General features: G+C 61.4%; 21 protein-coding genes. 13 read left to right on the plus strand and 8 right to left on the minus strand.

The window, feature by feature from the left end; all coding sequences use genetic code 11:
• Nucleotides 1-40 precede the first annotated feature (40 nt).
• The 3 genes from galE to ACIPIJ_RS23685 all read right to left on the minus strand — a co-directional run bounded on the left by galE (nucleotide 41) and on the right by ACIPIJ_RS23685 (nucleotide 5,210).
• Entirely contained in the window at nucleotides 41-1,003 is a 963-nt protein-coding gene (gene galE / locus ACIPIJ_RS23675) for a UDP-glucose 4-epimerase GalE (RefSeq protein WP_401081235.1), read from the minus strand.
• A gap of 75 nt (nucleotides 1,004-1,078) precedes the next feature.
• Nucleotides 1,079-3,679, minus strand: a complete 2,601-nt coding sequence (locus ACIPIJ_RS23680) for a glycosyl hydrolase family 5 (protein ID WP_401081238.1) — start codon at nucleotides 3,677-3,679, stop codon at nucleotides 1,079-1,081.
• A gap of 4 nt (nucleotides 3,680-3,683) precedes the next feature.
• Entirely contained in the window at nucleotides 3,684-5,210 is a 1,527-nt protein-coding gene (locus ACIPIJ_RS23685; RefSeq protein WP_401081241.1) for an O-antigen ligase family protein, read from the minus strand.
• A 94-nt stretch (nucleotides 5,211-5,304) separates the two neighbouring features.
• Between ACIPIJ_RS23685 and ACIPIJ_RS23690 the strand changes: the two genes are divergently transcribed.
• The 12 genes from ACIPIJ_RS23690 to ACIPIJ_RS23745 all read left to right on the plus strand — a co-directional run bounded on the left by ACIPIJ_RS23690 (nucleotide 5,305) and on the right by ACIPIJ_RS23745 (nucleotide 19,112).
• Nucleotides 5,305-6,681 (plus strand): oligosaccharide flippase family protein, encoded by a 1,377-nt coding sequence (locus tag ACIPIJ_RS23690; RefSeq protein WP_401081244.1) that lies wholly within the window; start codon nucleotides 5,305-5,307, stop codon nucleotides 6,679-6,681.
• A gap of 259 nt (nucleotides 6,682-6,940) precedes the next feature.
• Nucleotides 6,941-8,407, plus strand: coding sequence for an FAD-dependent oxidoreductase (locus tag ACIPIJ_RS23695; RefSeq protein WP_401081247.1), 1,467 nt, complete (start codon nucleotides 6,941-6,943; stop codon nucleotides 8,405-8,407).
• A gap of 113 nt (nucleotides 8,408-8,520) precedes the next feature.
• Nucleotides 8,521-9,138 carry an acyltransferase gene (locus ACIPIJ_RS23700; RefSeq protein ID WP_401081249.1) on the plus strand — a complete coding sequence of 206 codons (618 nt, stop codon included), beginning with the start codon at nucleotides 8,521-8,523 and terminating at the stop codon, nucleotides 9,136-9,138.
• Nucleotides 9,131-10,087 carry a glycosyltransferase family 2 protein gene (locus ACIPIJ_RS23705; RefSeq protein ID WP_401081252.1) on the plus strand — a complete coding sequence of 319 codons (957 nt, stop codon included), beginning with the start codon at nucleotides 9,131-9,133 and terminating at the stop codon, nucleotides 10,085-10,087. The genes ACIPIJ_RS23700 and ACIPIJ_RS23705 overlap by 8 nt, the downstream gene beginning before the upstream one ends.
• Before the next feature lie 8 nt (nucleotides 10,088-10,095).
• Nucleotides 10,096-10,620 (plus strand): serine O-acetyltransferase, encoded by a 525-nt coding sequence (locus ACIPIJ_RS23710; RefSeq protein WP_401081254.1) that lies wholly within the window; start codon nucleotides 10,096-10,098, stop codon nucleotides 10,618-10,620.
• A gap of 61 nt (nucleotides 10,621-10,681) precedes the next feature.
• Nucleotides 10,682-11,659, plus strand: coding sequence for a glycosyltransferase family 2 protein (locus ACIPIJ_RS23715; RefSeq protein ID WP_401081257.1), 978 nt, complete (start codon nucleotides 10,682-10,684; stop codon nucleotides 11,657-11,659).
• Between the two features lie 7 nt (nucleotides 11,660-11,666).
• Entirely contained in the window at nucleotides 11,667-12,626 is a 960-nt protein-coding gene (locus tag ACIPIJ_RS23720; RefSeq protein ID WP_401081260.1) for a DUF535 family protein, read from the plus strand.
• Between the two features lie 76 nt (nucleotides 12,627-12,702).
• Nucleotides 12,703-13,905 carry a glycosyltransferase gene (locus ACIPIJ_RS23725; RefSeq protein WP_401081263.1) on the plus strand — a complete coding sequence of 401 codons (1,203 nt, stop codon included), beginning with the start codon at nucleotides 12,703-12,705 and terminating at the stop codon, nucleotides 13,903-13,905.
• Nucleotides 13,902-15,089, plus strand: coding sequence for a glycosyltransferase family 2 protein (locus ACIPIJ_RS23730; protein WP_401081266.1), 1,188 nt, complete (start codon nucleotides 13,902-13,904; stop codon nucleotides 15,087-15,089). Before ACIPIJ_RS23725 ends, ACIPIJ_RS23730 begins: the two co-directional genes overlap by 4 nt.
• The gene (locus ACIPIJ_RS23735; protein WP_401081269.1) at nucleotides 15,089-15,835 is read left to right on the plus strand and encodes a WecB/TagA/CpsF family glycosyltransferase; all 747 of its coding nucleotides are present in this window, start codon (nucleotides 15,089-15,091) and stop codon (nucleotides 15,833-15,835) included. The genes ACIPIJ_RS23730 and ACIPIJ_RS23735 overlap by 1 nt, the downstream gene beginning before the upstream one ends.
• A gap of 169 nt (nucleotides 15,836-16,004) precedes the next feature.
• Nucleotides 16,005-17,420 carry an undecaprenyl-phosphate glucose phosphotransferase gene (locus tag ACIPIJ_RS23740; RefSeq protein WP_401081272.1) on the plus strand — a complete coding sequence of 472 codons (1,416 nt, stop codon included), beginning with the start codon at nucleotides 16,005-16,007 and terminating at the stop codon, nucleotides 17,418-17,420.
• Between the two features lie 30 nt (nucleotides 17,421-17,450).
• Nucleotides 17,451-19,112 (plus strand): phosphoethanolamine transferase, encoded by a 1,662-nt coding sequence (locus ACIPIJ_RS23745; protein WP_401081275.1) that lies wholly within the window; start codon nucleotides 17,451-17,453, stop codon nucleotides 19,110-19,112.
• Here the strand turns inward: ACIPIJ_RS23745 and ACIPIJ_RS23750 are convergent.
• Nucleotides 19,090-20,061 (minus strand): LysR substrate-binding domain-containing protein, encoded by a 972-nt coding sequence (locus ACIPIJ_RS23750; RefSeq protein WP_401081277.1) that lies wholly within the window; start codon nucleotides 20,059-20,061, stop codon nucleotides 19,090-19,092. The genes ACIPIJ_RS23745 and ACIPIJ_RS23750 overlap by 23 nt on opposite strands.
• Nucleotides 20,062-20,207: 146 nt before the next feature.
• On the opposite strand from ACIPIJ_RS23750, the gene ACIPIJ_RS23755 reads away from it, so the two are divergent.
• Nucleotides 20,208-21,584 (plus strand): L-serine ammonia-lyase, encoded by a 1,377-nt coding sequence (locus ACIPIJ_RS23755; RefSeq protein ID WP_401081280.1) that lies wholly within the window; start codon nucleotides 20,208-20,210, stop codon nucleotides 21,582-21,584.
• A 45-nt stretch (nucleotides 21,585-21,629) separates the two neighbouring features.
• Here the strand turns inward: ACIPIJ_RS23755 and ACIPIJ_RS23760 are convergent, their stop codons facing one another.
• The 4 genes from ACIPIJ_RS23760 to ACIPIJ_RS23775 form a co-directional block, all read right to left on the minus strand.
• Nucleotides 21,630-22,085: a DUF1842 domain-containing protein gene (locus ACIPIJ_RS23760; protein ID WP_401081283.1), complete on the minus strand. Its 456-nt coding sequence runs from the start codon at nucleotides 22,083-22,085 to the stop codon at nucleotides 21,630-21,632.
• 19 nt (nucleotides 22,086-22,104) lie between these two features.
• Nucleotides 22,105-22,698, minus strand: coding sequence for a DUF1842 domain-containing protein (locus ACIPIJ_RS23765; RefSeq protein ID WP_401081286.1), 594 nt, complete (start codon nucleotides 22,696-22,698; stop codon nucleotides 22,105-22,107).
• A gap of 259 nt (nucleotides 22,699-22,957) precedes the next feature.
• The gene (locus ACIPIJ_RS23770; RefSeq protein ID WP_401081289.1) at nucleotides 22,958-23,635 is read right to left on the minus strand and encodes a DUF3313 domain-containing protein; all 678 of its coding nucleotides are present in this window, start codon (nucleotides 23,633-23,635) and stop codon (nucleotides 22,958-22,960) included.
• 309 nt (nucleotides 23,636-23,944) lie between these two features.
• On the minus strand, nucleotides 23,945-25,240 hold the full coding sequence (locus tag ACIPIJ_RS23775; RefSeq protein ID WP_401081292.1) for an NAD(P)/FAD-dependent oxidoreductase: 1,296 nt from the start codon (nucleotides 25,238-25,240) through the stop codon (nucleotides 23,945-23,947).
• Between the last annotated feature and the right edge of the window lie 8 nt (nucleotides 25,241-25,248).

Here is a 25,248-nt window from a genome sequence, read left to right on the forward strand (position 1 = left end):
AGGCTGGGGAGGCCTGCTCTTGTGTGTTCTGGATCTCAGTTCATCGCCACGGATACTGCAGCTCCCACTCCCAAGCATGGCGCACTATCTGCTCCAGCGAATCAAACCGTGGCTGCCAGCCCAGCACCAGCCTGGCCCTGGAAGCATCCGCCACCAGTCTCGCCGGGTCACCATCGCGACGTGCGGCCTCGACCACATTGATCTGCCGCCCCGTTACATCGCGCGCAGTATCGATGACTTCCTGCACCGAAAACCCCAAGCCATTGCCCAGGTTGAACGCCGTGGTAGTGCCTCCCTTCGACAGATACTCCACTGCCAGTTCATGGGCCGACGCTAAGTCGGCTACATGCACGTAATCCCGAATGCAGCTGCCGTCCGGCGTGTCGTAATCATGACCGAACACGGTGATCGCCTCGCGCCGCCCCGAGGCGGCCTGCAGGATCAACGGGATCAGGTGCGTCTCCGGCTCGTGGCATTCACCCAGCAGACCTTCCGGGTCGGCGCCCGCAGCATTGAAGTAGCGCAGGCACACCGACTTCAGCCCATACGCCCGGTCGAAGTCCTGGAGGATCTGTTCCACCATCCACTTGCTGCGGCCGTAGGGGTTGATTGGCGCCTTTGGGTGCTGCTCATCGATGGGCACGTAGTGCGGGTCGCCATAGACGGCGGCGGTGGAGGAGAAGATCAGGTGCCTGATGCCCGCCCGCACCATGGCGTTCAACAGCGTCAGGGTGGCCGCGACGTTGTTCTGGTAATACTTGCCAGGGTCGGTGACTGATTCAGCTACCTGGATGTACGAGGCGAAATGGAAGACGGCGTCGAAGTGGCAATCCCCGAACAGGGTGTCCAGCGCGTGCGCATTGGCGATATCCAGCTCGACCCATTCGATGCCAGGGCCTGCGGCCTCAGTATCCGCCACCACCACTGCATGCCCGGCGCGCATCAGGTGCTTGACCATGTGCGAACCGATATAACCTGAACCCCCGACCACCAAGTACTTCATCCAATCCTCCTGGAACAGACGCAGCGTCGAATGCCTGGAATTCAGGTCTGAATTGACTCTAGATGGCGATATGCCCTATTTCAAGAAAAGCCAGTTGGTCATGGATTGGCCGTCGAAGGTGATCAGGTAGCGGCCATCCTTGAAGCTCGACGGCAGCAACTTTTCTTGCCCGTCGGTGCTGCGGCTGTAGAGTTTCAAGCCGGTGGGGGCCTTGATGCTCAAAGTGCCCTCAAGGGGTTCGACGTGGAAGGGTGTCATGTCGTCTGGCCGCGGGACGGCGCGGGTGCCCAGTGAGATCAGCAGGCTGCGCGACTGGTTGAGCGGTTTGGCATCGAGGCTTTGTACCGCGACGCTGGCGTAGGCGGTCTTGAGCCCAAGCGTGATGTCGCCAAGGGCCAGCGATTGGCCGCCCAGCCAGCCGGTTGCGGCCTGGGTCAGGTGGGTGTCGATGGTGTAAACCCCGCGTTGCCAGTTGCGCCGCAGTTCACCGGTGTCGGTAACCGCCTCGCTGGCATTGGCATCCAGCAGTGATTGGTCCGGGTCACGCAGCACCTGTGCATCGGCGGGGATGGCCCCGGGCCGCAACCAGGGCAGCTGTGGCGTCTGCGGCATGGCGATCTGCAGCCTGCCTTTCTCCATGGCGGTACGCAGCAGCACTGAGGTGTTCGGTGTGATCAGCTTGTTGTACAAGGTCTCAGGCGTAGGCGCGAACACGTAGCGGGTCTTGGCCAGTTGCACGTCTTCGCGGCGGTAGAGCAGGGCGGCAGCGGGCATCGTGGCCATCAGCCCGGGGTCGTTGTAGGCGTTCCAGTTGTCCGCCCTGCGCCACTGAGCCAGGAAGCCCTGCTGGCTGTAGGCGTATTGCATGATCGCGTCCCAGCCCTGGTGGCTGGCGGTGGCCGCGACGTACAACGGCAACGAGTGACGATCAGGTAACGGGAAGGGCTCGGCATTCCACTCGGTGACCGTCATTGGCAAGCCGACCACCTGGGCTGCACCGAGCCAGTTGATCAGGCCGTCGCTGGTCAGCGGGTTTTTCTCCAGCTGGCCGATGCCGCCATAGGCGTGGGCGTCGATCACGTCACCGGTGGTCAGCGACGGCAGTGATGACAGGCCGTTGCCGCCCCAGGTGCTGGTGGTGGCAATAGGGGCCTTGACCCCCAGGTCACGCAGGTCCTTGACCATGTCGACGAACACGCGATGTTCCAGGTCGTTGAGGAACCGCTTTGACGGCCCTTGTTCCCAGGCACGCCATGTCTGGTCTGCCGGCAGGTTCTGCCGCTTGGCGAAGGCCTTGGCTTCTTCCATGTACAGCTTGCTGTGCTTGGGCACGCCCTTGTCCGGCAGCAGGGCGTTGCCGAAGTGGTGGGTGATGTCGTTCTCGTTGGTGATCAGGATGGCGGCGATGGCCGGGTCGTCCTTGTAGGCCAAGCCGGTGTAGCCGTTCACGTGGGTCATGTACTGCTGGGCAAAGCGCTTCATGGCCTGCTGGAGGGTGACGTTGACGTAGGCGTAGCCCTTGAGGCCGGCAACGCCATGCTCCTTGGGCAGCTCATCGAAGCCATAAATGTTGTCGTTGGCAGTCAGTACCCGCGACACGTTCATGTCGAGCCACACATAGATGCCTTCGTCCTTGAGGCACTTGATCCACCAGTCGATCTTCTTCAGCGCATCGGCATCGAGTTGCTGGGTATCCTTCAAGCGCTCCAGGTCGCCGAAGACATTCGGGCTTACCCACGGCGAATCGTGGTGGTGTACCCTGACCAGGTTGAAGCCTAGCGCAGACAGCCGTTTGGCTTGCGCCTTGATCTCTTCTTCAGGGGTCTTGAACAGCGCATAGGCCGACAGGTTGGTGCCCCAGAAGCGCGCCGGGGTGTTGTCGGCAAACATCAACTGTTCACCGACCGCCTTGACGAACCCGCGTTTGCCTGCGGGTTTTTCTGCGGCGTTGAGGAACGACAGGTCCACCGGTGAGGTACGCCAGTCGAGCTGGTCATCCGGCCACTGCATGGGGTCGGCGAGGCCAAAGCGTTCGCTCGGGGTCGGGCCGAGGGCGATGTCCCCGGTGACGTTCATCACCGCCTTGATCTGTTGGCGGCCCGGGCGGATCGGGTCGGTGTAGAAGAACGTCCGTATCTGGCGGGTGTCGCCCCGTTCGAAATAGACCTTGGCCAACGGCGGGTCGAAGCGCATTTCCACGCGCGGGCCTTGCGCGTTCTTGCCCCACGACCAGCCGCGATTGTCCGGCAGCAGCACCGGGTCGCCCATTTCGCCGGCGATCAGCGCGGGGTCGAAGTCCCAGACGATGCCGCCGCCCATGACACCGGTCTGCTTGCTCTGCGCTTGCAGGTCGAAGTGCCAGGTCAAGGTTTGCGCCTGTTCCTTGCGTATGTCGGCGTTCAGGTCGAAATCCAGGTCCTTGTTCCGCCCCGCGAGCGTGTAGTGGTAGGGGCCTTCGACCTTGAGCGTGGGGTAAAAGCCGGTCCAACTCCAGTTGGCGCCCCAGAAATTGAAGCTGGACGCCATTGCCGCGCCGCCGCCGCGTGTCAGGCCTGGCAAGCCATTCTGCTCGTTGACGCTGACCACCCACTCCGAGCCCCAGCTGGCCAGCGGCAACATCAACAGGCCAACGAGTGCCGTTGCTCGGGTCCAAGGGCCGAGGAGTGTGCAGGTCATCGTATTACCTCGATTGCAGGCTGGCGTTGGCGGGCTGTGTGGCATCGGCATGGCCGAGCCTGCGGACCATCTGGATATAGGCAATCCCCAGCCCTGCGATCGACCAGTAGATCACCGGGATCACCGTGATGCTGCTGACCGTGAAGATGGTCACCAGGATGCCGAGCAAGGTTGCGAGCAGCACCCGGCCCAGTTCGCGATACGGGTCATCCCTGTCGGTAAAGGTGCGCAGCGTCTTTCTGATGCCCAGCACGACGCAGGCAAAGAACCCCACGAACAGTGCCAGCCCGACCAGGCCGATGCGCAGCGCCAGGTTGATGTAGGTGTTGACGATGTCGATGATGCCTTCGCCCTGGATCATCGACTGCATTTCCGGGGTGTTGCGGAAATCGAACGAACCGAACAGTGGGTATCGCTGAATGACGATCCACGAGTTGTCGAGCAGGCGCTGGCGATAGGTGATGTTCTCGTTGTCCACGCTGCCGATGAATGGCAACAGGTCGAGCACTTTTTCGCCGCCGGGCAGGATGCTCAGCAGCGGAATGCTCAGCAACCCGGCCAGGCCCAGCATGGCCAGCCGGCTTGCCGCGCGCCTGCCCATGGCGATGTACACCACGATCAGCACCACCGCGCCCACCCAGGGGCCGCGCGACAGCGGCGCGAACAGCCCGGCGGCCAGCAGCAGGGCGCCCAGGTAACGCTGCATGCGGTTGCGCACGTAGCCCTGGACGAACAGGAACAGCCCGATGGCGACCGTGATGACGTAACCCAAGGCAATGGCCTGGCCGGTGGTGACACTGGCGCGTAGCGCGCCGCCGCGGCTCAGGTAGCCTTTCATGCTCCATTGCACGCCCAGGGCATCGAGCAGCGCGTTGTACAGCAGCCAATGGCGCACGTACTCGGCCACCGCCAGCAGCGACAACACGAACGCGGCGATGACGAAGGCCAGCATCACGTCCTTGAAGTCGCTGATTTCCCGCAGCCCCCGGCTGGCGACGTAATACGGCAGGAATACGTCGATATACAAGTACACACCCTGGCGCAAGGTGTCGGTCACCGTGGTCTCGCGCAGGTACAGCAGGCCCACCAGCACCAGGCTGGCGGCCAGCAGCTTGTCGGCCCAGAGCCGGCCGAAAGGCAGGGTATCGCTCTGCTTGCTCAGCACCAGCGCCGCAGGCAGTAGCACGCACAGGGCCAGGATGCGCTGGTGGTTCAGTTCGATCAGGTAATTGACCACGCCAAACCCGGGCACCTCGATGGACGCTGGCGGGATGACGAACAACAGCATGAAGAACAACGCCATGGGGTTGCGCTCGCGGCGCCTGGCGGTAAGCAGGATCAGCGCGGCAACGGCGGTGTAGATCCAGTAGCTATGGGAAAAAAACGCCACCAGCGTCAAGGCGAACCACAGGTTGCGGCGGCGCTTGAAATCCCCCTCGGGAATCAGGTCGGTAGCCGGGCTGCGCGCGAGGAAAAACACCACACAGGCCACGAACAGAATGACGATCAGCGCACGTATATGTTCTGGCATCGAGGGGGTTACCTGTCCCTGGGTGGGTGGGCACTAGCATCATGGCTAATTGAAACTATAGTGACTTCTAGCCAATCAGTCAGAGATTGAAGTCATGCCGTCGATTGATGTGCAAGCATCTGCCAGTCTGCGCAAGCGCGCCATGGGCGCCGGGGCATGGAACCTGGTGTCGCTGATTGCCTCGCAGGTGCTGCGCCTTGGCGGCAACTTGATCATGGCCCGGCTGCTGTTGCCGGAAATGTTCGGGGTGATGGTCATTGCCACCACCGTTTCGGTACTGCTCCACCTGCTGTCCGATGTCGGTCTGCGCCAGAACATCATCCAGAGCCACCGTGGCGACGACCCGCTGTTTCTCAACACCGCCTGGACCGTGCAGATTGTGCGCGGCTTCACACTGTTTGCATTGACGCTGCTGCTGGCGCTTGGCGCCTGGGGCGCGCAAGTGGCGGACCTGTGGCCGGCGCACTCTACCTATGCCGCCCCCGAGCTGCCCCTGGTGCTGGCGGTGACCGGCCTGTCGGCGATCATCTGGGGGTTCCAGTCGACCAAGATAGACGTCGCGGTGCGAACTTTCCAACAGAAGCGCGTGGTCCTGGTGGACATTGCCTCGCAGGTCGTCGGTTTGATCACGATGTTGCTGATCGGTTATTTCACCCGTTCGATCTGGTCGCTGGTGATTGCCGGGCTGACCTCGGCCCTGGCCGGCACGCTGCTGGGCCACCTGGCCCTGCAGGGCCCGCGCAACCGCCTGCAATGGGACCGAGAAGCGCTGACCGAGCTGATCGTGTTTGGCCGTTGGATATTGCTGTCTTCGATGGTCGGTGTGTTGGCCATGTATGGCGACCGCATCTGGTTTGGCGGCACCATGACGGTGGCGCAGCTGGGCGTCTATTCGATTGCCGTGCTGATTCTGGGGTCGCTTCAGACCGGCCTGATGAAACTCTTCGCATCGGTTGCCCTGCCGGCGTTCAGCGAGGCTGCCAGGTCCGGTGACAAGGCGCGCCTGAAGCGGTTGTACTTCCATTTCAGGCTGATTGTGGACCTGGTCATGTTGTTCCTGTGCGGCGGCTTCCTGACCGGCAGCCCGCTGCTGGTCGGATGGTTGTACGACGCGCGTTATGCCGACGCCGGCCCAATGCTGGCTATCCTGTCGTTGTCGTTCTTTACACTGCGTTACACCCTCGCACACCAGTTGTGGATCGCCCTCGGCCATACCAAGTACCAGGCAATGGACAATATTATCCGGCTCATTTCGCTGTGGAGCCTGATCCCGTTGTTGCTGGCCATCGGTGGGGTCAAATACGCGATCTGGGGCGCTGCACTGCATACGTTCCCAACGCTGTTCCTGATCATCTATGTCAATTGCAAGCTAGACATTTTCAGTGTGAAACGCGAACTTGTGGTACTGCCGATGATGGCGGTCGGCGCGCTGTGCGGGTATTTGCTCACGCGCTTGTTCGATTGGCTTTGAAGCCCTCTCGGCACGTTGTCCCTAACCAAAGCGGGCTCGATAAAATCAATGGCATAGGTCTTTTGATCATGGGGAAGCTGCAGTTTCTTACTCGGCAGTTCGGTCGTAGGGGCTTTCTTCGCAATTGCGTCTTGTTGGGTGCCGGGGCAGCCGTGTTCGGAGTTTCTCCGACGGTTGCGCGCAAAAGGGCGCCCACGGGTGAATTTATCGTGATCAATGGTTGGGTATTGCCTTCCGAGTACTTCAGGGACGGGCCAGCATGATCAAGGACTATGAATCAGACAAGACCCTGCGCAAGGCTTACGACGTCTGCATCATCGGTGCTGGCCCGGCCGGCATCACCCTGGCCCTGCGCCTGGCCGAGGCGGGGTGGAGTGTGGTGTTGCTCGAAGGCGGCGGGCATGAGTATTCACCCCGCTCGCAAGCGTTCTACAAGTGCTCGTCCACGGGCGTTGAACTGTACGCCCAGGAGACCCGGCTACGTTACCTGGGGGGCACTTCAAACCACTGGGCTGGCCGGTGCCGCCCGTTTACGGCCTCCGACTTTGCGGTGGCGCCGCCTGTCGGCCTACCGGGTTGGCCCATTGCCTATGAGGAGGTGGAGCACTACCTGCCAGCGGCGATGGATATCGTCGACCTGCCGCGGGGTGCCGACTTTCGCGCGCTGAACGCGGGCCTGGACGGCGGTGACTTCGAGGCTGACCGGTTTCTGCTCAGCCCGCCAACGCGTTTCGCGCAAAAATACGCAGCGGCGCTCAACGATACAGCTGGGCTCGATGTGTTCATCAACTGCAACTGCGTCGACCTTGAGTTCGACCCGGCATCAGGTGAATTGAAAGCCGCGGTGGTGTCTGACTACTCGCGCAATCGCGAGCGTGTCACCGCCCGCAACTTCATCCTGGCAACCGGCGCCATCGAGAATGCAAGGCAGTTGCTCAACAGCGCTTCCCTGGTGAACGCAAACGTGGTCAAAAAAGAGGGGCTGACCGGGCGTTGCCTGATGGAACACCTGAATGTCGATATGGGCACGTTCATATTGAAAGACGATCAGGGCACCGACACACGCCAGTACTACACCACCGATGCCTTCGTCTCCGAATACCACGCCGGCAAAGGCAATGTCACCACTGCTGTGCTTGCCGATGTGCAAACCTATGGTAGAACGGCTGAGGTCAAACACTTTCTGGAGAACATCGCCTGCGAGATGGGGGTGGCCAGCAAGATCGAGTTCTTTGCCAAGTTCAGCTGCCCGGGGGATGGCGTCATCAGCACGATGATCGAGCAATTCCCGAATGTACAAAGCCGCATCTCGCTGCTCGATGAAACCGATGAGCTCGGTGTCGCCAAAGTCAATGTCAATTGGGCACTCAGTGCCACCGACAGGCATACCATCAAGTGCATCGGCAGCGAACTGGCCAAACAATTCGCCGCCATGGGGCTTGGCTTCGTCAAGTTGAACGACTTTGTCTACGACAGCGACCTGCCACTGAACGTGCAACCGCATGCGCACCATATGGGCACCACGCGCATGGCGGCGTCCCCCGAGTTCGGTGTGGTCGACACTGACTGTAAAGTGTTCGGCACACAGAACCTCTATGTGGCCGGCAGCAGCATTTTTGCGACGGGCGGCGCGTCCAACCCGACGATGCCGCTGTTGCAGTTTGCATTGCGATTGGCCGACCACCTGAACGCCAAGTTAAAGGCGGCCAGCGGTGCCGTTGTTTGAAGGAATGAAACAAAAGGGCAAAGGGTTGAGAGCGTTGCGGTCATCACCCAGAAGAACGAGACCAATTCGCCTCAGGGACAGTCCAGGAGCGCTTGACTTGCGAGGCTAGCAGTATGAATGGATGGATACGGAATGCCATGACGCAGTACTTTTACGCGACGGGACGGGCAAGTTCGGCCTACAAGAAATTCTGCAATCCAACCCCCCTGGAATGGGGCACTTACCTGGCGCGGTGGGGCAAGTTTCATTCGGTGGGCAGCAATGTCTACATCAACTGCGGTTGCAACGTGACCGACCCAACTCTGGTGCGCATTGGCAGCAACGTGGGCCTGTCGGACTGCACACTGATCGGCCATGACGGCGTGGTGGCGTTGATCGAGATCTGTTACGGCAAGCACCTGGACTCGGTCGGCTACATTGACATCAAGGACAACAGCTTTGTCGGGCACGGTGCGATCGTCATGCCGCGGGTGACCATCGGGCCGGATTCGGTGGTCGCCGCCGGCGCCGTGGTCACCAAGGATGTGCTACCCGGGACAGTGGTCGGCGGCAACCCGGCCAAATTCATTTGCACCACCGAAGAGCTGATCAGCCGGGTCGAGGCCCGCTGCAACGCCTATCCTTGGATCGAGATGGTGAAAAACCGCAAGGGCGCTTACGACCCCACGGTGGAGCCTGCGCTGGCGCGCCAGCGCAGCGAGTATTTCTTCGGAGACGGAAGCAATGGATAGAAAACCCGTCGATGTGATGGTCGTCAACTTCAATACCGCATCGTTGCTGCAACCGATGTTCGATGCGCTGCGCAAGGCCGGCGGTGAACGGCTGGCCAGCTACCTGGTAGTGGATAACGCCTCCGTCGACGATTCGGTGCAACGGCTGGCCCAGGTCTGCCCCGATGCAGTGTTGCTGAGCAACACGCTCAATGTCGGCTTTGGCCGCGCCAACAATCAGTTGCTGGCGCACCTGCAGGGCAAATACGCGCTGCTGCTCAATACCGACGCTTTTGTGGCCGACGACAGCCTGCAGAAAACCATCGATTACATGGACGCTCATCCGGAGTGCGGCATCCTGGGCGTGCGCCTGGTAGGGCGCGATGGTGATCTGCAACCCAGTTGCCGGTACTTCCCGACACCGTTGAACGTGTTTGTCGCGCGTACCGGCCTTGGGCGCTTTTTCCCTGGGTTGAAGATGGTCGACGAGATGACCTGGGACCATGACGCGGTGCGTGAGTGCGACTGGCTGCCCGGCTGCTTCTATCTGGTGCGCCGCGAAGTGCTCGACCAGGTGGGGTTGTTCGACCCGCGCTACTTCCTTTATTACGAGGAGGTCGACCACTGCAAGCGGGTCAAGGCGGCCGGTTGGAAGGTTGTTTTCTACCCCCACACCACGGTCGTGCACATCGGTGGCGAAAGCTCCAAGTCGGTCGCTGAACTGGAGGCGGCGAGCCGGCAGATCTCCAGCTACCAGATCGAGAGCGAGCTGCTGTACTTTCGCAAGCATCACGGTGTGCCAGGGTTGATCCTGCATATGCTGCTGGTGTGCCTGGGTGACCTGGTACTGGCGCTCAAGGCACTGCTCAAGGGACGAGGCTGGGACGCGATCAAGGCGTGCTGGCGGCATACGCAGGCCACGTGGTCGCTGTTGTTCAAGACCCGGTTCGCAAGCCAACCCACACGGTAGGTGACTCCATGTTCGATAACATTCGCGCGGACTTGCGTGCCCACGGTGGTGATTGGGGCGCCCAGGGCTTCTGGGTATTGCTGGTGTATCGCTTTGGCCGCTGGCGCTATGGCGTTCGGCCCGCGTTCTTGCGCAAGATCCTCTCGTTTGTCTACAAGGTGTTGTTCAAGTTCGTGCAGATCATCACCGGGGTGGAGCTGCCGTGCGAAGTGGTGATCGGCCGCAACTTTGTCATCGACCATTTTGGCGGCATCGTCATCAGCGGCTATGCTCGATTCGGCGATGACTGCCGGATTCGCAATGGCGTGGTGGTAGGGCTGAAGAACGTCGATGAACCCATTGCGCCGGTATTTGGCAACAATGTCGACATCGGTGCCGGCGCCAAGGTACTGGGCAACATCCGTATCGGCAACAATGTCGCGATCGGCTCCAATGCGGTGGTGTTGATCGACGTACCGGACAACTCGCTGGCCGTCGGCGTGCCCGCAACCATCAAGGCCAGAAAGCACAGCGAAGCAATGGAGTGCACATGATCTAGCCAAGGAATGGCCGCGGATAAGGGTGGTTCCGTTCAGCGCTGTCGAGTGAGGCCCCATGGAGACAGGCATTGGAGTGGTGGTTATCGGCCGTAACGAAGGCCTTCGTCTTGAGCGTTGCCTGGCGTCGTTGGCCGGGCGGGCGGACAAGGTGGTGTATGTCGATTCAGGCTCCACGGATGGCTCGGTGCAACGGGCATCGTCGCTTGGCGTGGAGGTGCTGGCGCTGGACATGACCATCCCTTTCACCGCTGCGCGCGCGCGCAACGAAGGGTTTGCCTGCCTGCACACGCGCCTGCCGTCAGTCCGCCATGTGCAGTTCGTCGATGGTGACTGCGAGGTGGATGCGGGCTGGCTGGCCGCAGCGCAAGCGTTTCTCGATGCCCACCCGCAGGTGGCGGTGGTGTGCGGCCGCCGCCGCGAGCGCTTCCCCCAGCATTCGATCTACAACCTGCTGTGCGACCTAGAATGGGACACCCCGCTGGGTGAAGCCAAGGCGTGCGGCGGTGATGCGCTGATGCGTGTCGATGCCTTCATGGCCGTGTCCGGCTATCGCCCTGAACTGATTGCCGGGGAAGAACCCGAGCTGTGCATCCGCCTGCGAGCGGCGGGGTGGAAAGTCTGGCGCCTGGCCGCCGAAATGACCCTGCACGACGCCGCCATGAGCCGCTTCGGCCAGTGGTGGCGGCGCAGCCTGCGTGCAGGGTATGCCTATGCCGAAGGGGCGGCCTTGCATGGCGCGCCACCTGAGCGGCATTGGTTGCGTGAGTCGCGACGTGCCTGGCTGTGGGGCCTTGGCATACCGCTGCTGATCGTTTTGGCCAGCGTGTTGCTGGGCCCGTGGGGGCTCTTGCTGCTGCTGATCTACCCGTTGCAGGCCGCGCGCCTGGCACGGCGCGGCGGCAGGTCGGTGCGCGAGAACTGGTTGCAGGCGGTATTTCTAGTGCTGGGTAAATTCCCTGAGATGTTCGGCCAACTCAAATACCTGCTGAACAGGGGCGCGGCCGGCAAAACGGTGTTGATCGAGTACAAATGAGATGCCTATGATTTTCAGATCGTTAGCTAAAAGTGTGCTCACCTTGCAACCCGGCTACTCGCCTCGGGCGCTGAACAACAAGCGCAAGTTGACGGTTGCGATGATCAGGCAGTGGCCGGACCTGAGCGCGTTCATGCAACGCATGTCGAATGCGCTGGGCGACGAACGTTTCGCCAGGCTGGGGGTGGACTGCATCGGCATGGTGCAGTGGCCCTACATCAGCAAATGTTGGGATGCCCGTGAGCGGTTCGATGTGGTGGCTTCACACTATGAAGTGGTCGCAAAGGATTACCCCGCGCTGTTGTTGCTGGGGCGCGATGAAAGCCGGGTAGTCGGTGACCTGTCGAGCCACTGCGCGGGCTGTACCCTGGTGCTGGATCGGCCCATCTGGTTCAAGCGTGAAGGGGAGCTGGTGCTCAACCTGTTCCAGGCTGACCTGCGTGTAGCGTCGTTGGCGTTCACGCTGCGCCGCAGTGACGGCGAGCTGTGCTTGTTCATTGGTGCGGTGCAGGGCATCCACAAAGGCATCGACAGCGAAACCTCGCTGACTATCTACCGCGACCTGACCAAGGATTTCCAGGGGCTGCGCCCCAGAAGCCTGCTGGTCGAAGCACTCAAATGCCTGGCCAGGGCGGTTGGGGTCGCCCGCATCTATGCTGTCGGTGATCAGTACCGACACCACCGGCACCCGTATTTCGGCGCTGACAAGGCCCAGGACCTGGCCGCCAACTATGATGTGATATGGCAGGAGAACGGCGCCCAAGCCTCGGCACATGACGATTTTTTTGCAGTTCCGCTGGCGCCGGCAAAGCGTACTCTGGAGGACATCGCACCGAAGAAACGGGCCATGTACCGCAGGCGCAATGAACTGTTGGACGACGTGTTTGCCCAGATAGAAGCAGCACTGCCCGGCACGGCCGGGCAAAAAGAGCTGCCGGCGCAGCCACAACTGGCCTGCAGTCAGTGACGAACAGCGTGATGAAGGCCAGGGTATCGCGGAGTCGACTTGGCCATTCAGTGAACGGACTTCGATTTGGGGGCGTATGCGCATTGCTTATTTCATCAATCAGTATCCCAAGGTCAGTCACAGCTTCATACGGCGCGAGATTCTTGCGCTGGAACGTCAAGGCATCGAGGTTCAACGCATCGCCCTGCGGGGCTGGGACGCCGCGCTGCAGGACAGCGACGATGTAGCCGAGCGGGATAAAACCCGTTACGTGCTGCAGGACGGCGTCAAAGGGCTGCTGAAACCGTTGCTGCAGGTGCTGCGCGCCCAGCCACGAGGTTTTTGCCACGCGTTGGGCCTGGCGCTGCGCATGGGGCTGCGTGCCGATCGTGCCTGGCCCTACCACCTGGTCTATCTGGCCGAGGCGTGCCGCGTCGTGCAGTGGCTACAAGCGTCGGGGGCCGAACACGTGCACGCGCATTTCGGCACCAACTCCACTGAAGTGGTGATGCTGGCCAACGCCCTTGGAGGGCCCAGCTACAGCTTCACCGTGCATGGGCCGGAAGAGTTCGACAAACCGCAGTTCCTGCACATGGGGGAAAAGGTTCGCCGCGCCGCGTTCGTCGCCGCGGTCAGCTCGTACGGGCGCAGCCAGTTGTTCCGCTGGGTGGCCCATGAGCACTGGGTCAAGGTCAAGGTGGTGCATTGCGGGCTGGAGCGCAGCTTCCACGAGGGCGCTGCCGTTGCACCGTCGGCAGCGCCGCGGTTGGTGTGCGTAGGGCGCCTGTGCGAACAGAAGGGCCAGCTGTTGTTGCTCGAAGCCGCGCGAATCCTGTTGGCCAAGGGTGTGGCGTTCGAAATGGTCTTGGCCGGTGATGGTGAAATGCGCGAGCAGATCGACGCGCTGATCGCCCGCCATGGCCTGCAGGCACATGTGCGCGTCACGGGCTGGATCAGCAGTGCCCAGGTGCGCGAAGAGATCCTGGCCGCCCGTGCCTTGGTACTGCCTAGTTTCGCCGAAGGCTTGCCGGTCGTGATCATGGAGGCGATGGCCTTGCGCCGCCCGGTACTCACCACCTACGTGGCGGGTATACCTGAGTTGGTTCGGCAGGGCGAAAACGGCTGGCTGTTCCCGGCCGGGGCTGTCGAAGAGCTGGCCACGGCCATGGCGGACTGCCTGGCGCAACCTGCCGACACCCTGCAGCGGATGGGTGACGCGGCCTATGAGCGCGTGCTGCAGCGCCACGACATCGATACCGAAGCGGCCAGGTTGGTCAGCTATTTCAAGGCAATTGCATGATTACATTACTGAGTTGGCTATTGGGCACCCTGGCGCTGCTGGTGCTCTTGCCGGTATTGGTGCTGTGCGTCCAGGTGCTGATGGCGTGCCTGCCGGCGCGGCCTGTACCTGCGATCAGGGGCGCGCGCCCGCGCGTGGCCGTATTGGTCCCGGCACATGACGAGGCGGCGGTCATCGCATCGGCGCTCGCGACCATCCGCCCACAATTGCTCGAAGGCGACCGGTTGCTGGTGGTGGCGGACAACTGCAGCGACGATACCGCCGCGCTGGCGCGTGCCGCCGGTGCGCAGGTGATCGAGCGCCAGCACGCGCAATTGCGTGGCAAAGGCTATGCGCTGGACTACGGTGTGCGGCACTTGGCCGAAGACCCACCGGACGTGGTGTTGATCATCGATGCCGATTGCCAGGTGAGTGCCGGTACTGTCGAACGCTTGGCGCACTGCTGTATCGAGTCCGGCCGGCCGGTGCAATCCCTTTACCTGATGCACGCGCCGAAAGGCGCGGGGCTGAAGGTACAGGTTGCCGAGTTTGCCTGGCGGGTGAAGAACCTGGTGCGTCCGCGCGGCTGGACGCGGGCGGGGCTGCCCTGCCAGTTGATGGGGGCGGGCATGGCATTCACTTGGCAGGATGTGGCAGCGGCCAACCTGGCGACCGGGCATTTGGTCGAGGACATAAAGCTGGGCTTGGAGCTTTGTCGTGACGGCAAGCCGCCGTTGTTCTGCCCCGCTGCGCAAGTCACCAGCCAGTTCCCCACCAGCCAGGAAGGCCTGGCCAGCCAACGTACACGTTGGGAGCATGGTCACCTGGGGCTGGTGCTGGCGGAGGGGCCGGGGTTGATCGGGCGGGCCCTGGCACAGCGCAACTGGCCCCTGCTGGCGATGACCGTGGACTTGCTGGTACCACCGTTGGCGTTGCTGTCTTTGGCCATGGTGGTGGTGTTCACCGTCGCGTGGCTGGCCTTGCTGGTGTTCGGTATTGCGCTGCCGGCAGTGATTGCAACACTTAGCCTGGCCCTGCTGGGCACGGCGGTGCTGCTGGCCTGGTGGCGCTTCTCACGTGAGCTGATCCCGTTCTCGGTGTTGTTGTATGCGCCGTTCTACGCGGCGAAGAAGATCCCCCTGTACCTCGGTTTTCTGCTCAAGCGGCAAGTGGAATGGGTGCGCTCGAAACGAGATGACAACTAATGGATGACTGGGCTTGGCTCAAACGCTGGAAGACGATCATCGGTAAGCTGCGGGTGGTCAATGACCCGGCAGATGAACGGCAGGTGCTCGAGGCACTGTGCGCGCCGCAGGCCGCGACCGTGCTCGGGTTTGTCAATGCGCATGCGATGAACCTGGTAGCCAGCAACGCTGAATACTGCGAGGCGCTGACGGCTGCCGATGTGCTGCTGCGCGATGGTTCCGGCATCGCGATCCTCTACCGGCGCCTGGGGCTGGCCCCGGGGCTCAACATGAATGGCACCGACTTCATCCCTGAACTGCTGTCAGCGTTCCGAGGTAGGCGGGTCGCGTTCTGGGGCACCCAGGAGCCTTACCTGAGCCAGGCCGCGCAGCGCAGCGAAGCGCTGTACGGCGTGAACGTCGTGTCGGTACACGATGGTTTCGCCGGGGTCGACACCTACATCAACCTCGCCAGGGCGCTGCAACCGGAGATGATCGTGTTGGGCATGGGCATGCCCAAGCAGGAAACCGTCGCCGCCAGGCTGGCCGACATTGGCAGGCCCTGCCTGATTGTCTGCGGCGGGGCCATTCTGGATTTCATCGGCGGCAAGGTCACGCGAGCGCCAAACTGGATGCGTCGACTGGGAGGCGAGTGGGTTTACCGGCTGTTCAAGGAGCCCAGGCGCTTGTTTGTCCGCTACGTGGTCGGCAACCCGCTGTTCATGCTGCGTGCACTGCTGTGCAGCAAAGCACCGCAACAACGCTGAGCCCCCCCGGAATTGGCCCGCACTGGTGGCCGGGTGCTGCTACAGTGAAAATATGCGGCGTGGGGTGCCGCCGTCTCAATTTAATGATTTTGTATTAAATCTAAGGTTGGTTTTATCGCGTTGCAGTAATGAATTCGCGTGAGTCGCGCACCTAAAAAGAGGCCTCATAATGGTATTCGAGCCTAGAAGCAGCCGTTCCTTGCTCCAGCGCAGAAGCAGCGTGAGTAACGCCATCCAGGCGGGGCTCGACGGGATTGCTGTCACCGGTGTGGCGTGGTACCTGATTTATGACCGGTTTGGTTACATTACTTCAGACTATGTAATCATGCTGTTGTTGCTGATTGGTGCGCTGGCTGTTATTTACGACCATTATGCAATTTACCGAAGTAACGTTGGCCTGTCGGTCAAGGCGTTCAGGTTGTTCAAGGCGTGGTCGGCGACTTTTTGTTTTCTCGTGGTCATCGCCTTCGTGACCAAACAAAGCGAAACCTATTCACGGCTGCTGGTGGGGCAACTATTCGTTATAGGTTATGTGGTGCAGTTGCTGCTGCATATTGTCATGCGCGAATTGCAAAAACGTTTTACCGCCCGCGCCCGTCTCGATAACGCCTTGATTATCGGTGGCGGCGATCTGGCTAACTTCCTGTATCAGAAAATAAGCAATAACCCCTGGTTTGGCGAGCGGGTAGTGGGGTGTGTGCTGATCGATGAAGTCGAGGGGCAAGAGGCGGCTGACGCAAAACTGCGTTTGCCGGTATTAGGCCGTATTGGCGACCTGGATGAGATCATCAGCAAGCACGCGATCCGCACGGTGTACCTGGTAACGCCGCTTGGCGGTTCTGAGTTGATCAACGATGTCTACCTGAGGCTGCTGGACAAGTGCATCGCTGTCAACTGGGTGCCCGACATCTTCTCCCTGCGCCTGATCAACCACAGTGTGCGTGAAATTGCCGGTATCCCAGTGCTTACGCTGTCTGAAACTCCGCTGACCGGGATGAGCCTGTTCCTGAAAAACCTGGAAGACCGTGTGCTGGCAGCGTTCATTCTGCTGTGCGCATCACCGGTGTTGCTGGTGGTCGCCGCCGTCATCAAGTTCGATAGCCCAGGGCCTGTGTTCTTCCGCCAGGAGCGCACGGGTTGGACCGGTGAGTCTTTCCGCATCTGGAAGTTTCGCAGCATGCGTGTGCACCAGCCCGAGAGTGGTGTAGTCCAGCAGGCGCAGAAGAATGACCCGCGGCTGACCCGGGTCGGCGCCTTCATTCGCCGCACCAGCCTGGATGAACTGCCGCAGTTGTTCAACGTGCTGACAGGCGAAATGTCACTGGTGGGCCCGCGCCCGCACGCACTGCAACATGACACGCTGTATTCCCAGGACATCGTCGATTACTTCGCGCGCCACAACATCAAGCCCGGCATGACGGGCCTGGCTCAGGTGCGCGGCCACCGGGGGGAAACCAAGGATATCGAGCAGATGATCCAGCGGGTGAACTCGGACATCGAGTACATCAATAACTGGTCGCTGTGGCTCGACTTCGTGATCCTGGTGCGCACGCTCAATGCCTTCACCGGCAAGCAGGCCTACTGACGATTTACACTGCACCATGAGAATTCGAACATGAGAACCCTAACGAAGCTGGGTGAGGGGGCGTCAGCGCTGGTTAGGGCCGAATGGCCAACGGCGCTGTTATGGTCATTTTTGTTATCACCTTTGGTCGTCAGGTTGTTGGCAGACTGTCGATGTTCGAAAACGGATCTGCTGGTTTTCTACACCCTGGCTATCTCGTTGCTCTGGTTGCTGGCCATACGCTTTGTTTCAACTCATCAGTTCAAGGTACATGTTTTTCTGCTGCCGTTCTATCTGGTGGCCAGCGTCGATCTTTTCCTCGTTCTTAATTTCGGCTCCCGGTTGACGGCGGCCTATCTGTTCATAGGTCTGACCAACTACAAGGAGGCCAGCGACTTCCTGAGCACCTATTGGCGCTCGATCAGTGCCGTGCTGCTGATATTTTTTCTGTGTTACGGTGTTGGCCTGGCGGGGCTGTATGGGCGCAGGTTGTATAAGAACAAAGCGATATGTTGTATGGCGTTTGGCGCTTTGTGCGTGGGGTATGGTGCGTACTTTTATAAAACCGTCAAACTCAACGGGTTTGGCAAAAGTGCAGTGCTTGATCTCGTGGCAAAAGATCAAAGCACGCCAATGGGTTATTTGTCGCAAGTGGGGTTGACGCTGAGTTTGTACACGGCGTCCAAGCAGTACATAAAACAGCGCCTGGAGTCTGACGTTAACATAACCGCGATTTCAGACCAGTCGGCTATAGAAACGCTGGTTTTCGTGATTGGCGAGTCCTCGCGGCCGCACAATTGGTCGCTGTACGGTTACTCCCAACCAACTACACCTAACCTTGACAAGGAAACGGGTGTTTTCAAGTTCAACAGCATGTGCACTACCGCGCCCTATACGTCGGTCGCGGTGCCCTCATTGCTCAGCCTTGAACCTATCAAGCACTGGGATCTGATTGCCTCGACCAAGTCGCTGGTGGGCATCTTGCGCGCCGCCGGCTACAAGACGTACTGGCTGTCATCACAGGAGGTCGACAGTTTTGGTGGGATCATTCCGCAAATTGCCGCCGAGGCGCAGAACCGCCAGTATTTCGAGCGCAGCTACGACGGGGCGCTGATTTCAGAATACGAAAACATCATCCAGCAGGGCGGTGCGCAAAAGCAGGCAATCTTCATCCATATCAAAGGCAGCCATTTCGAGTATGCGCGGCGTTACCCGCGTGAGTTCGCCAAGTTCCGCCCGGCGACCGACAGCGCGAAAGACCGGATTACTGCCGACTATGACAACTCTGTGCTGTACACCGATTGGCTGCTGGGGATGATCATCGATCAGTTGAAAGCCAGCCAGCGCAAGGCGCTGCTGGTCTATTCGTCGGACCATGGGGAAAACCTGCTGGACGACAGCCGCGGCTTGCTGGGCCATGGCATGGGTAACGAGTATGACCTTGCGGTGGCAGCGTTTGTCTGGGCCTCCGGCAACCTGTCCCAGCCGCAGTCGCAAAAGCTGCAGAAGCTCAAGGAAAGGGAAGGGCAGCGCATCAGCATTTCCTCCTTCCCGCATACGCTGCTGAACATCACCGGCATTTCGATGCCGGGTTACGACAGCAGGCAGGACCTGCTGAGCAATGACTTCGTCGCGTCGCAATGCCCGCACTTGCTCGGTACTGGCTACGTACCGTCGTTTGATTTCGATGTCAAACGGGTTGCGGCTGAGTAGCTTGCGCGCTGCTGGTTTGCAGGGGGTGCTGGGTCAGGAAGCTCTTGGCTTCCGCCACCAGCCAGTCATGCACCGCCCGCGCACCCGGCTGGTTCAGCCCCCCCGGCGGGTAGTGCACCACGTAGCGCTTGTGGTTGGCGATCGGTACCCCGAACGGCACGATCAGTGCGCCACGCTCCAGCTCATCGTTGAGCAGCGTACGCCGGGCTATCGCCACGCCGACGCCGGCAATGGCGGCTTCGATGGTCAGGTGGTTGCGGTTGAAGGTATGGCCACGTCGCACATCCAGCCCTGACGCGCCGATGCCCTCCAGGTAGAACTCCCACTCGGCAAAGTCCGAACTGCCGCGCCAGGCCGTGATGTCGTGCAGCAGTGGGTAGTGCGCCAAGTCCGCAGGGCCATGCAGGGGTGGCCGGCCACGCAGCAGGGCAGGCGAGCAGACCGGGAAGATCTGTTCATCCAGCAAAGGCGTCGAGAGCATGCCTGGGTAGCTGCCGTCATTCAGGTCGATGGCCAGGTCGAAGTCCCCGGGGTGCAGCGCCTGCGCGCTGTCCTCGGCCACCAGGCGCAGCTCGATGTCCGGGTAGCGCTGCTGAAACCGCGGTAACCGCGGCGTCAGCCACTTGGCCAGGAACGATGGGATCGAGCGCAGGCGCAGGGTGCCACGAATCTCGCCAGCATCCAGCCGCAGCAATTCGGCTTCGATGCTGCCATACGCTTCAGCCACGGTCTGCGCCAGGCGCTGGCCTTCAGCGCTCAACTCGACGCCACGGGCCCGGCGCTGGAACAGGCGATAGCCCAGGCGCTCCTCCAATTGGCGCATCTGCTGGCTGACCGCGCCCGGGGTGATGTGCAGTTCTTCGGCGCAGCGGGTGAACGACAGGTGCCGTGCCGCACAGGAAAAAACATGCAGCCAGACGAACACCTGGCCATTGAGTTGACGCCGCATTGTTTAGCACCACTAAAGGCTTGCTTAGAAAGTTTCGTTGGTCATCGACCGGCGAGCGCGTCAGTATCGCGCAAATCCGCAGTTGCGTTCAATTTATCCAGACAGCCGCGTATCGGTGTGTCACCCCGGCGCGGTCAGGCATTAGCATGGCTATCAGTGTTTTCGACCTTTTCAAAATCGGCATCGGCCCGTCCAGTTCCCACACCGTAGGCCCGATGCGGGCGGCGGCAACCTTTGCCGAAGTCTTGCGTACCCAGGGTTTGTTGGGCCAGGTGCGCCGTGTGCACGTGCGGCTGTACGGTTCGCTCTCGGCCACTGGCGTAGGCCACGCCACCGATCGCGCCTGCCTGCTTGGGCTGATGGGGCAATGGCCGGACCGGATCGACCCGGCCACCATCGAGTCACGCATTGGCCAGGTGATGCAGGAGCAATGCCTGATGCTCGATGGCAGTCACCCGCTGACCTTCGTCTACGCCAGCGACATGCTGCTGCTGGACGATAACCTGCCGTATCACCCCAACGCCATGAGGCTGGAGGCGCTGGGCGAGCAGGGCAGCCTGCTGGGCCAGACCTACTACTCCGTGGGGGGTGGGTTCATTGTCGAGCAGGGCGAAATCGACGCGCCCCCGGCCGACCTGAACGCGGTCATGCTGCCTTACGAATTCTCCAGCGCCGCCCAGCTGCTGGAGCTGTGCAAGGCCCACCAACTGAGCGTGGCACAACTGATGATGGCCAACGAATGCACCTGGCGTGCTGAAACCGAGGTGCGTGATGGCTTGCTGCGCATCTGGGCGGCCATGCGTGAGTGTGTCGACAATGGTTTGCGCAACGAAGGCATCCTGCCTGGCGGGTTGGGTGTCAAACGCCGTGCGGCGCGTCTGCATCGCAGTTTGCAGGAGCTGGGCAAGCCCAACGTGATCGGCTCGACCTTGAGCGCCATGGAATGGGTCAACCTGTTTGCGCTGGCGGTCAACGAGGAAAACGCGGCCGGCGGGCGCATGGTCACAGCCCCAACCAACGGCGCGGCGGGCATCATCCCTGCGGTGCTGCATTACTACATGAAGTTCAACCCCGAAGCTTGCGACGATGATGTGGTGGCGTTTCTGCTCGCCGCGGCCGCTGTTGGCATTCTGTGCAAGAAGAACGCCTCGATCTCCGGTGCCGAAGTGGGGTGCCAGGGCGAGGTGGGTTCTGCCTGTTCGATGGCTGCAGCCGGCCTTGCCCAAGTGCTGGGCGCCACGCCACCACAACTGGAAAACGCCGCCGAGATTGCCCTCGAACACAACCTGGGGCTGACCTGCGACCCGGTGGGGGGGCTGGTCCAGGTGCCGTGCATCGAACGCAATGCGATCGCCGCAGTCAAGGCGATCAATGCGGTGCAGATGGCCTTGCGCGGTGATGGCGAGCACTTCATTTCCCTCGACCGGGTCATTCGCACCATGCGTGATACCGGCGCGGACATGCATGCCAACTACAAGGAAACCTCCCGCGGGGGCCTGGCGGTCGCCTTCGTCGAGTGCTGATCAAACGCTCGCCGGCAAGTGGCCTTGCCGGCGAGCGTCACGCGGTTACACGCCTTCCAGCTGGCTGATTGCCGCCTTCAAGCGCTGCGCCAACTGCGGCCGCTCCTGGTGGATGATATCCGGTGCCTTGCGCAGCCGGCCGTGCTGGTCCACCCAATGGCCGCTGCTCAGGTAACGGTAGCTGGCCGAGCCGTTGCTCCACTCGGCATCCAGCAGCCCGTGCAGGTGGAAGGTCTGGGCGATCTGGCTGAATGGGCCACTGGGGCTGCCATCCAGGCTCAGCACGATCGATGGGGCACCTGCCGGGGCAAACTGTAGCTCGCTGAAGTCACCCCAGACGTTGGCCTGGAACACTTGCTGCGGGTAGGTGGCCTGCGACGCCCGCGCCTTGCCGGTGACCTTTTTGCTCACGGTGTTCACCAGCAGGTCAAGGGTCAAGGTTGTCGCGCCGAGCAGGCCGTTGCTGACGTTCAGGCGAGTGTGAAACAGTCCGATAGCCATGTTGCTTCTCCTTGCCTGCTCAGGCTTTCTTGGCGGCCTTGGCGGCCGGGTTGTTGGTCGATGCGATAGCCTTATCCAAGGCTTTGCCTACCGCGCCGCTGGCCAACTGCTTGAGTTGCGCGCCATCACCTGTGGCGATGACCGCCTCCAGGGTTGCGTTGTGCAGTTCGGTTTGCAGGTCGACGCTGGTCAGCTGCTGGATACGCTGGCCCTCCAGTACCACCGGCACGTTGTCCACGCTTATCCAGCGCTGCCCGTTGAAGTACTCATAATTGGCCACCCCGCGCTGCCAGTCTTGCTCGAGCAGTGCCCGCAGCTTGAACAATACGGGTGAATTGGCATGCGCGCCGCCGTGGTTGCCCTGTACGGTGAGCAGGATCTTGCCTTCGCTCGGTGGCTGCACGGTCAGGTAGCTGTAGCTGCCCCAAGTGTCCAGCTGCAGGTCCAGTGGTGGGTTGGTGGCCTGGGTAATCTGTGCGTGGCCGCTCAGGCTGCGGTCCGGGGTGTAGACCAGCACATCCAGTTGCAAGCGCGGGGCGCCGGGTGCGGTGTTGCCGATCTGGTAGGAAACCGGGAACAGCCCGGCCGAGGGTGCGAGCAGTGATTCAGACATGATTGCCTCCATTGCATTCGATGAATGACATACCGTTTCACGGCTGCGCAGGCGGGCGGAAAAAACGGGGCGAAGAGGAAGGTGGGCCGGTAGGGTTACTGGCCCGATGCGAGCGGCTGTTGTCAGCCGTCTTGTGCAGTCATCCTTGGTGTGCGTGCCGCCTGCCTGGCAGCCCGCTTGAGTAAAGCAGGGCGGCCAGGCAGTGATGGCCTTTTTGCATGATCTCCGACAAGCGGCTATGGGGCAGTCGCCCAGCGGGTCATTTGGCTTTGTTGCGCAGGGCCACGAAACTGGCGCGCATGTCCTTGGCCCAACCATCGAGCACCGGCTTGACGTCGTTCAGGGTCAGTTTCTGGGTGTCGTTTTCCAGTTCTTTGCCGGTACCCTTGCGCACCACCTGGGCCAGTACCTTCTGGCTGGCACCATCGAGGAAGGCAGCCTCGACGCCGACATCCACTTCCTGGTCGCGGCCGCCCATGGCGGTGTTCACCCCGGCCGAAATCAGCGCGATGGGGATCACCTCATAAGGTTTGAGGCCTTCATTGCCGGTGGACACGGCGGTGATCGCCGGGCGTACCACGATCGTGCCGGGGCCGGGTGCCTTGACCAGTGTCAGCACACTGCCCATTTCGCGGCGCAGGGCTTCATTGAAGTAGCGGGTGATCTCTTGCAGGGTCTGTTCCGAGATCACAGCCGTGGGTTGTGGTTTTGGATAGAACTGGCTTGGCTCGATGAAGATCTGGGTGTATTGGCTGGCGCTGACCTTGGGGTCGATCCAGCGCATCACCGGTGCGCCGGAGGGGCTTTCAGCGGGTTGCAATCGACTGTAGTCCTTGAGGAAGCCGGAATAATCTTTCGGGTCCACGCGGTTGCTGGAGCAGGCGGCCACGGCAAGCAAAGCAGCGCACAACAGGGTGATGCGAGGCAGTGATTTCATCTTGGTGGTGCATCCATGAGGGGGTGGCCAGAACAACGCTAGCAGGTGTGGGGCGGTTGGCCAGCAGGCTTACTCAGCGCGATTTATTTTTCCTTTAAAAACAGCTATTTACATAATAACTCTGAGAAAGATTCGAGATTTGCGAGGTGATTTATATATTCATATATAAATCATAGGCTTGGCATTGGTTTCTCATGCAAAATCGTAGTATGGAATGGCGCTGCTCGACGGTAGATCAATGGCGCGCTCCAAATCGAGCGCCGCGGCGGCGCTCGATCTCAATTGCACAGAACGTCTCAAGACCCCCATCTATTCCAACACCTCCCGCAACCGATACCACAGCATGCCCATCGCCAGCAGCGGCGAGCGTAGCGCCTTGCCGCCGGGGAAGGTCAGGTGCGGCACCGCACTGAACACATCCAACCCCTGGCTGTGCCCGACAGCGATTCCCTCGGCCAGCAGCTTTGCTGTCCAGTGCGTCACATTCAGCCCATGCCCCGAGTAACCCTGGGCGTAGTACACGTTCGGGTACTGGCTAAGCCGCCCGACCTGGGGGAAACGGTTGGCGGTGATGCCGATCATGCCGCCCCACTGGTAATCGATGCGCACATCGGCCAGTTGCGGGAACACCTTGAGCACCTTGGGCCGCATGTAGGCGGCGATGTCCTTGGGGTCGCGCCCTGAATAGTGGCAGGCACCGCCAAACAGCAGGCGGCGGTCGGCGGTCAGACGATAGTAATCCAGGCCGACCTTCTGGTCGCACAGGGCCATGTTCTGTGGGATCAGCGCCCTGGCGACGGCCTCGGGCAGTGGCTCGGTGGCGACCACGTAACTGCCGGCGGGCAGCACTTTGCCGCTCAGGCGGGGCTCGAGTTCATCGAGGTGGGCGTTGCACCCGAGCACCAAGCTCTTTGCCCTGACCTTGCCGCGTGCGGTATGCAGGGTCACCGTAGGGCCATGTTCGATCCGCAGTACCGGGCTTTGCTCGAAGATGCGCACGCCCAGGCCGTGGGCCGCGCGCGCTTCGCCCTGGACCAGGTCGAGTGGGTGCAGGTGGCCCGAGCCCATGTCCACCAGGCCACCGGCGTACTGATCGCTGGCGACGATTTCATGCAGGTACTCGGGGCCGACCAGGCGTGTTTCGTGGCGATAGCCAAGCTCGGCCAACTCAGCTTGTTCAGCCTTGAAGGCGGCGAACTGGGCCGGTGTATTGGCCAGTTCGCAGAAGCCCCAGCGCAGGTCGCAGACAATGCCGTACTGCTCGATGCGTCTGGCCACCAGGGCCACCGAATCGATGCCGGCCTGCTTGAGGTAGCGCACGCCGTCCTGGCCCACGTAGCGGGCAAAACCGCTGACGTCATGGCCGATGCCGCGAATCAGTTGGCCGCCGTTGCGCCCGCTGGCACCCCAGCCGATGCGCCGGCCTTCCAGGAGGATCACCGACAGGCCGCGCTCGGCGAGCTCCAGCGCAGTGTTGACCCCGGTGAGGCCGCCGCCGACCACGCACACGTCGGCGCTCAGCTCACCGTCGAGGCTGGGGTAGGACGTCATGGCGCGCGCGGTGGCGGCGTAGTACGACGCAGTGTGTTGGGTATCGAAAGGCATGGCGCGTT

Origin of the sequence: Pseudomonas sp. NPDC087185 (genome assembly GCF_044744955.1) — a bacterium.
GTDB lineage: Bacteria > Pseudomonadota > Gammaproteobacteria > Pseudomonadales > Pseudomonadaceae > Aquipseudomonas.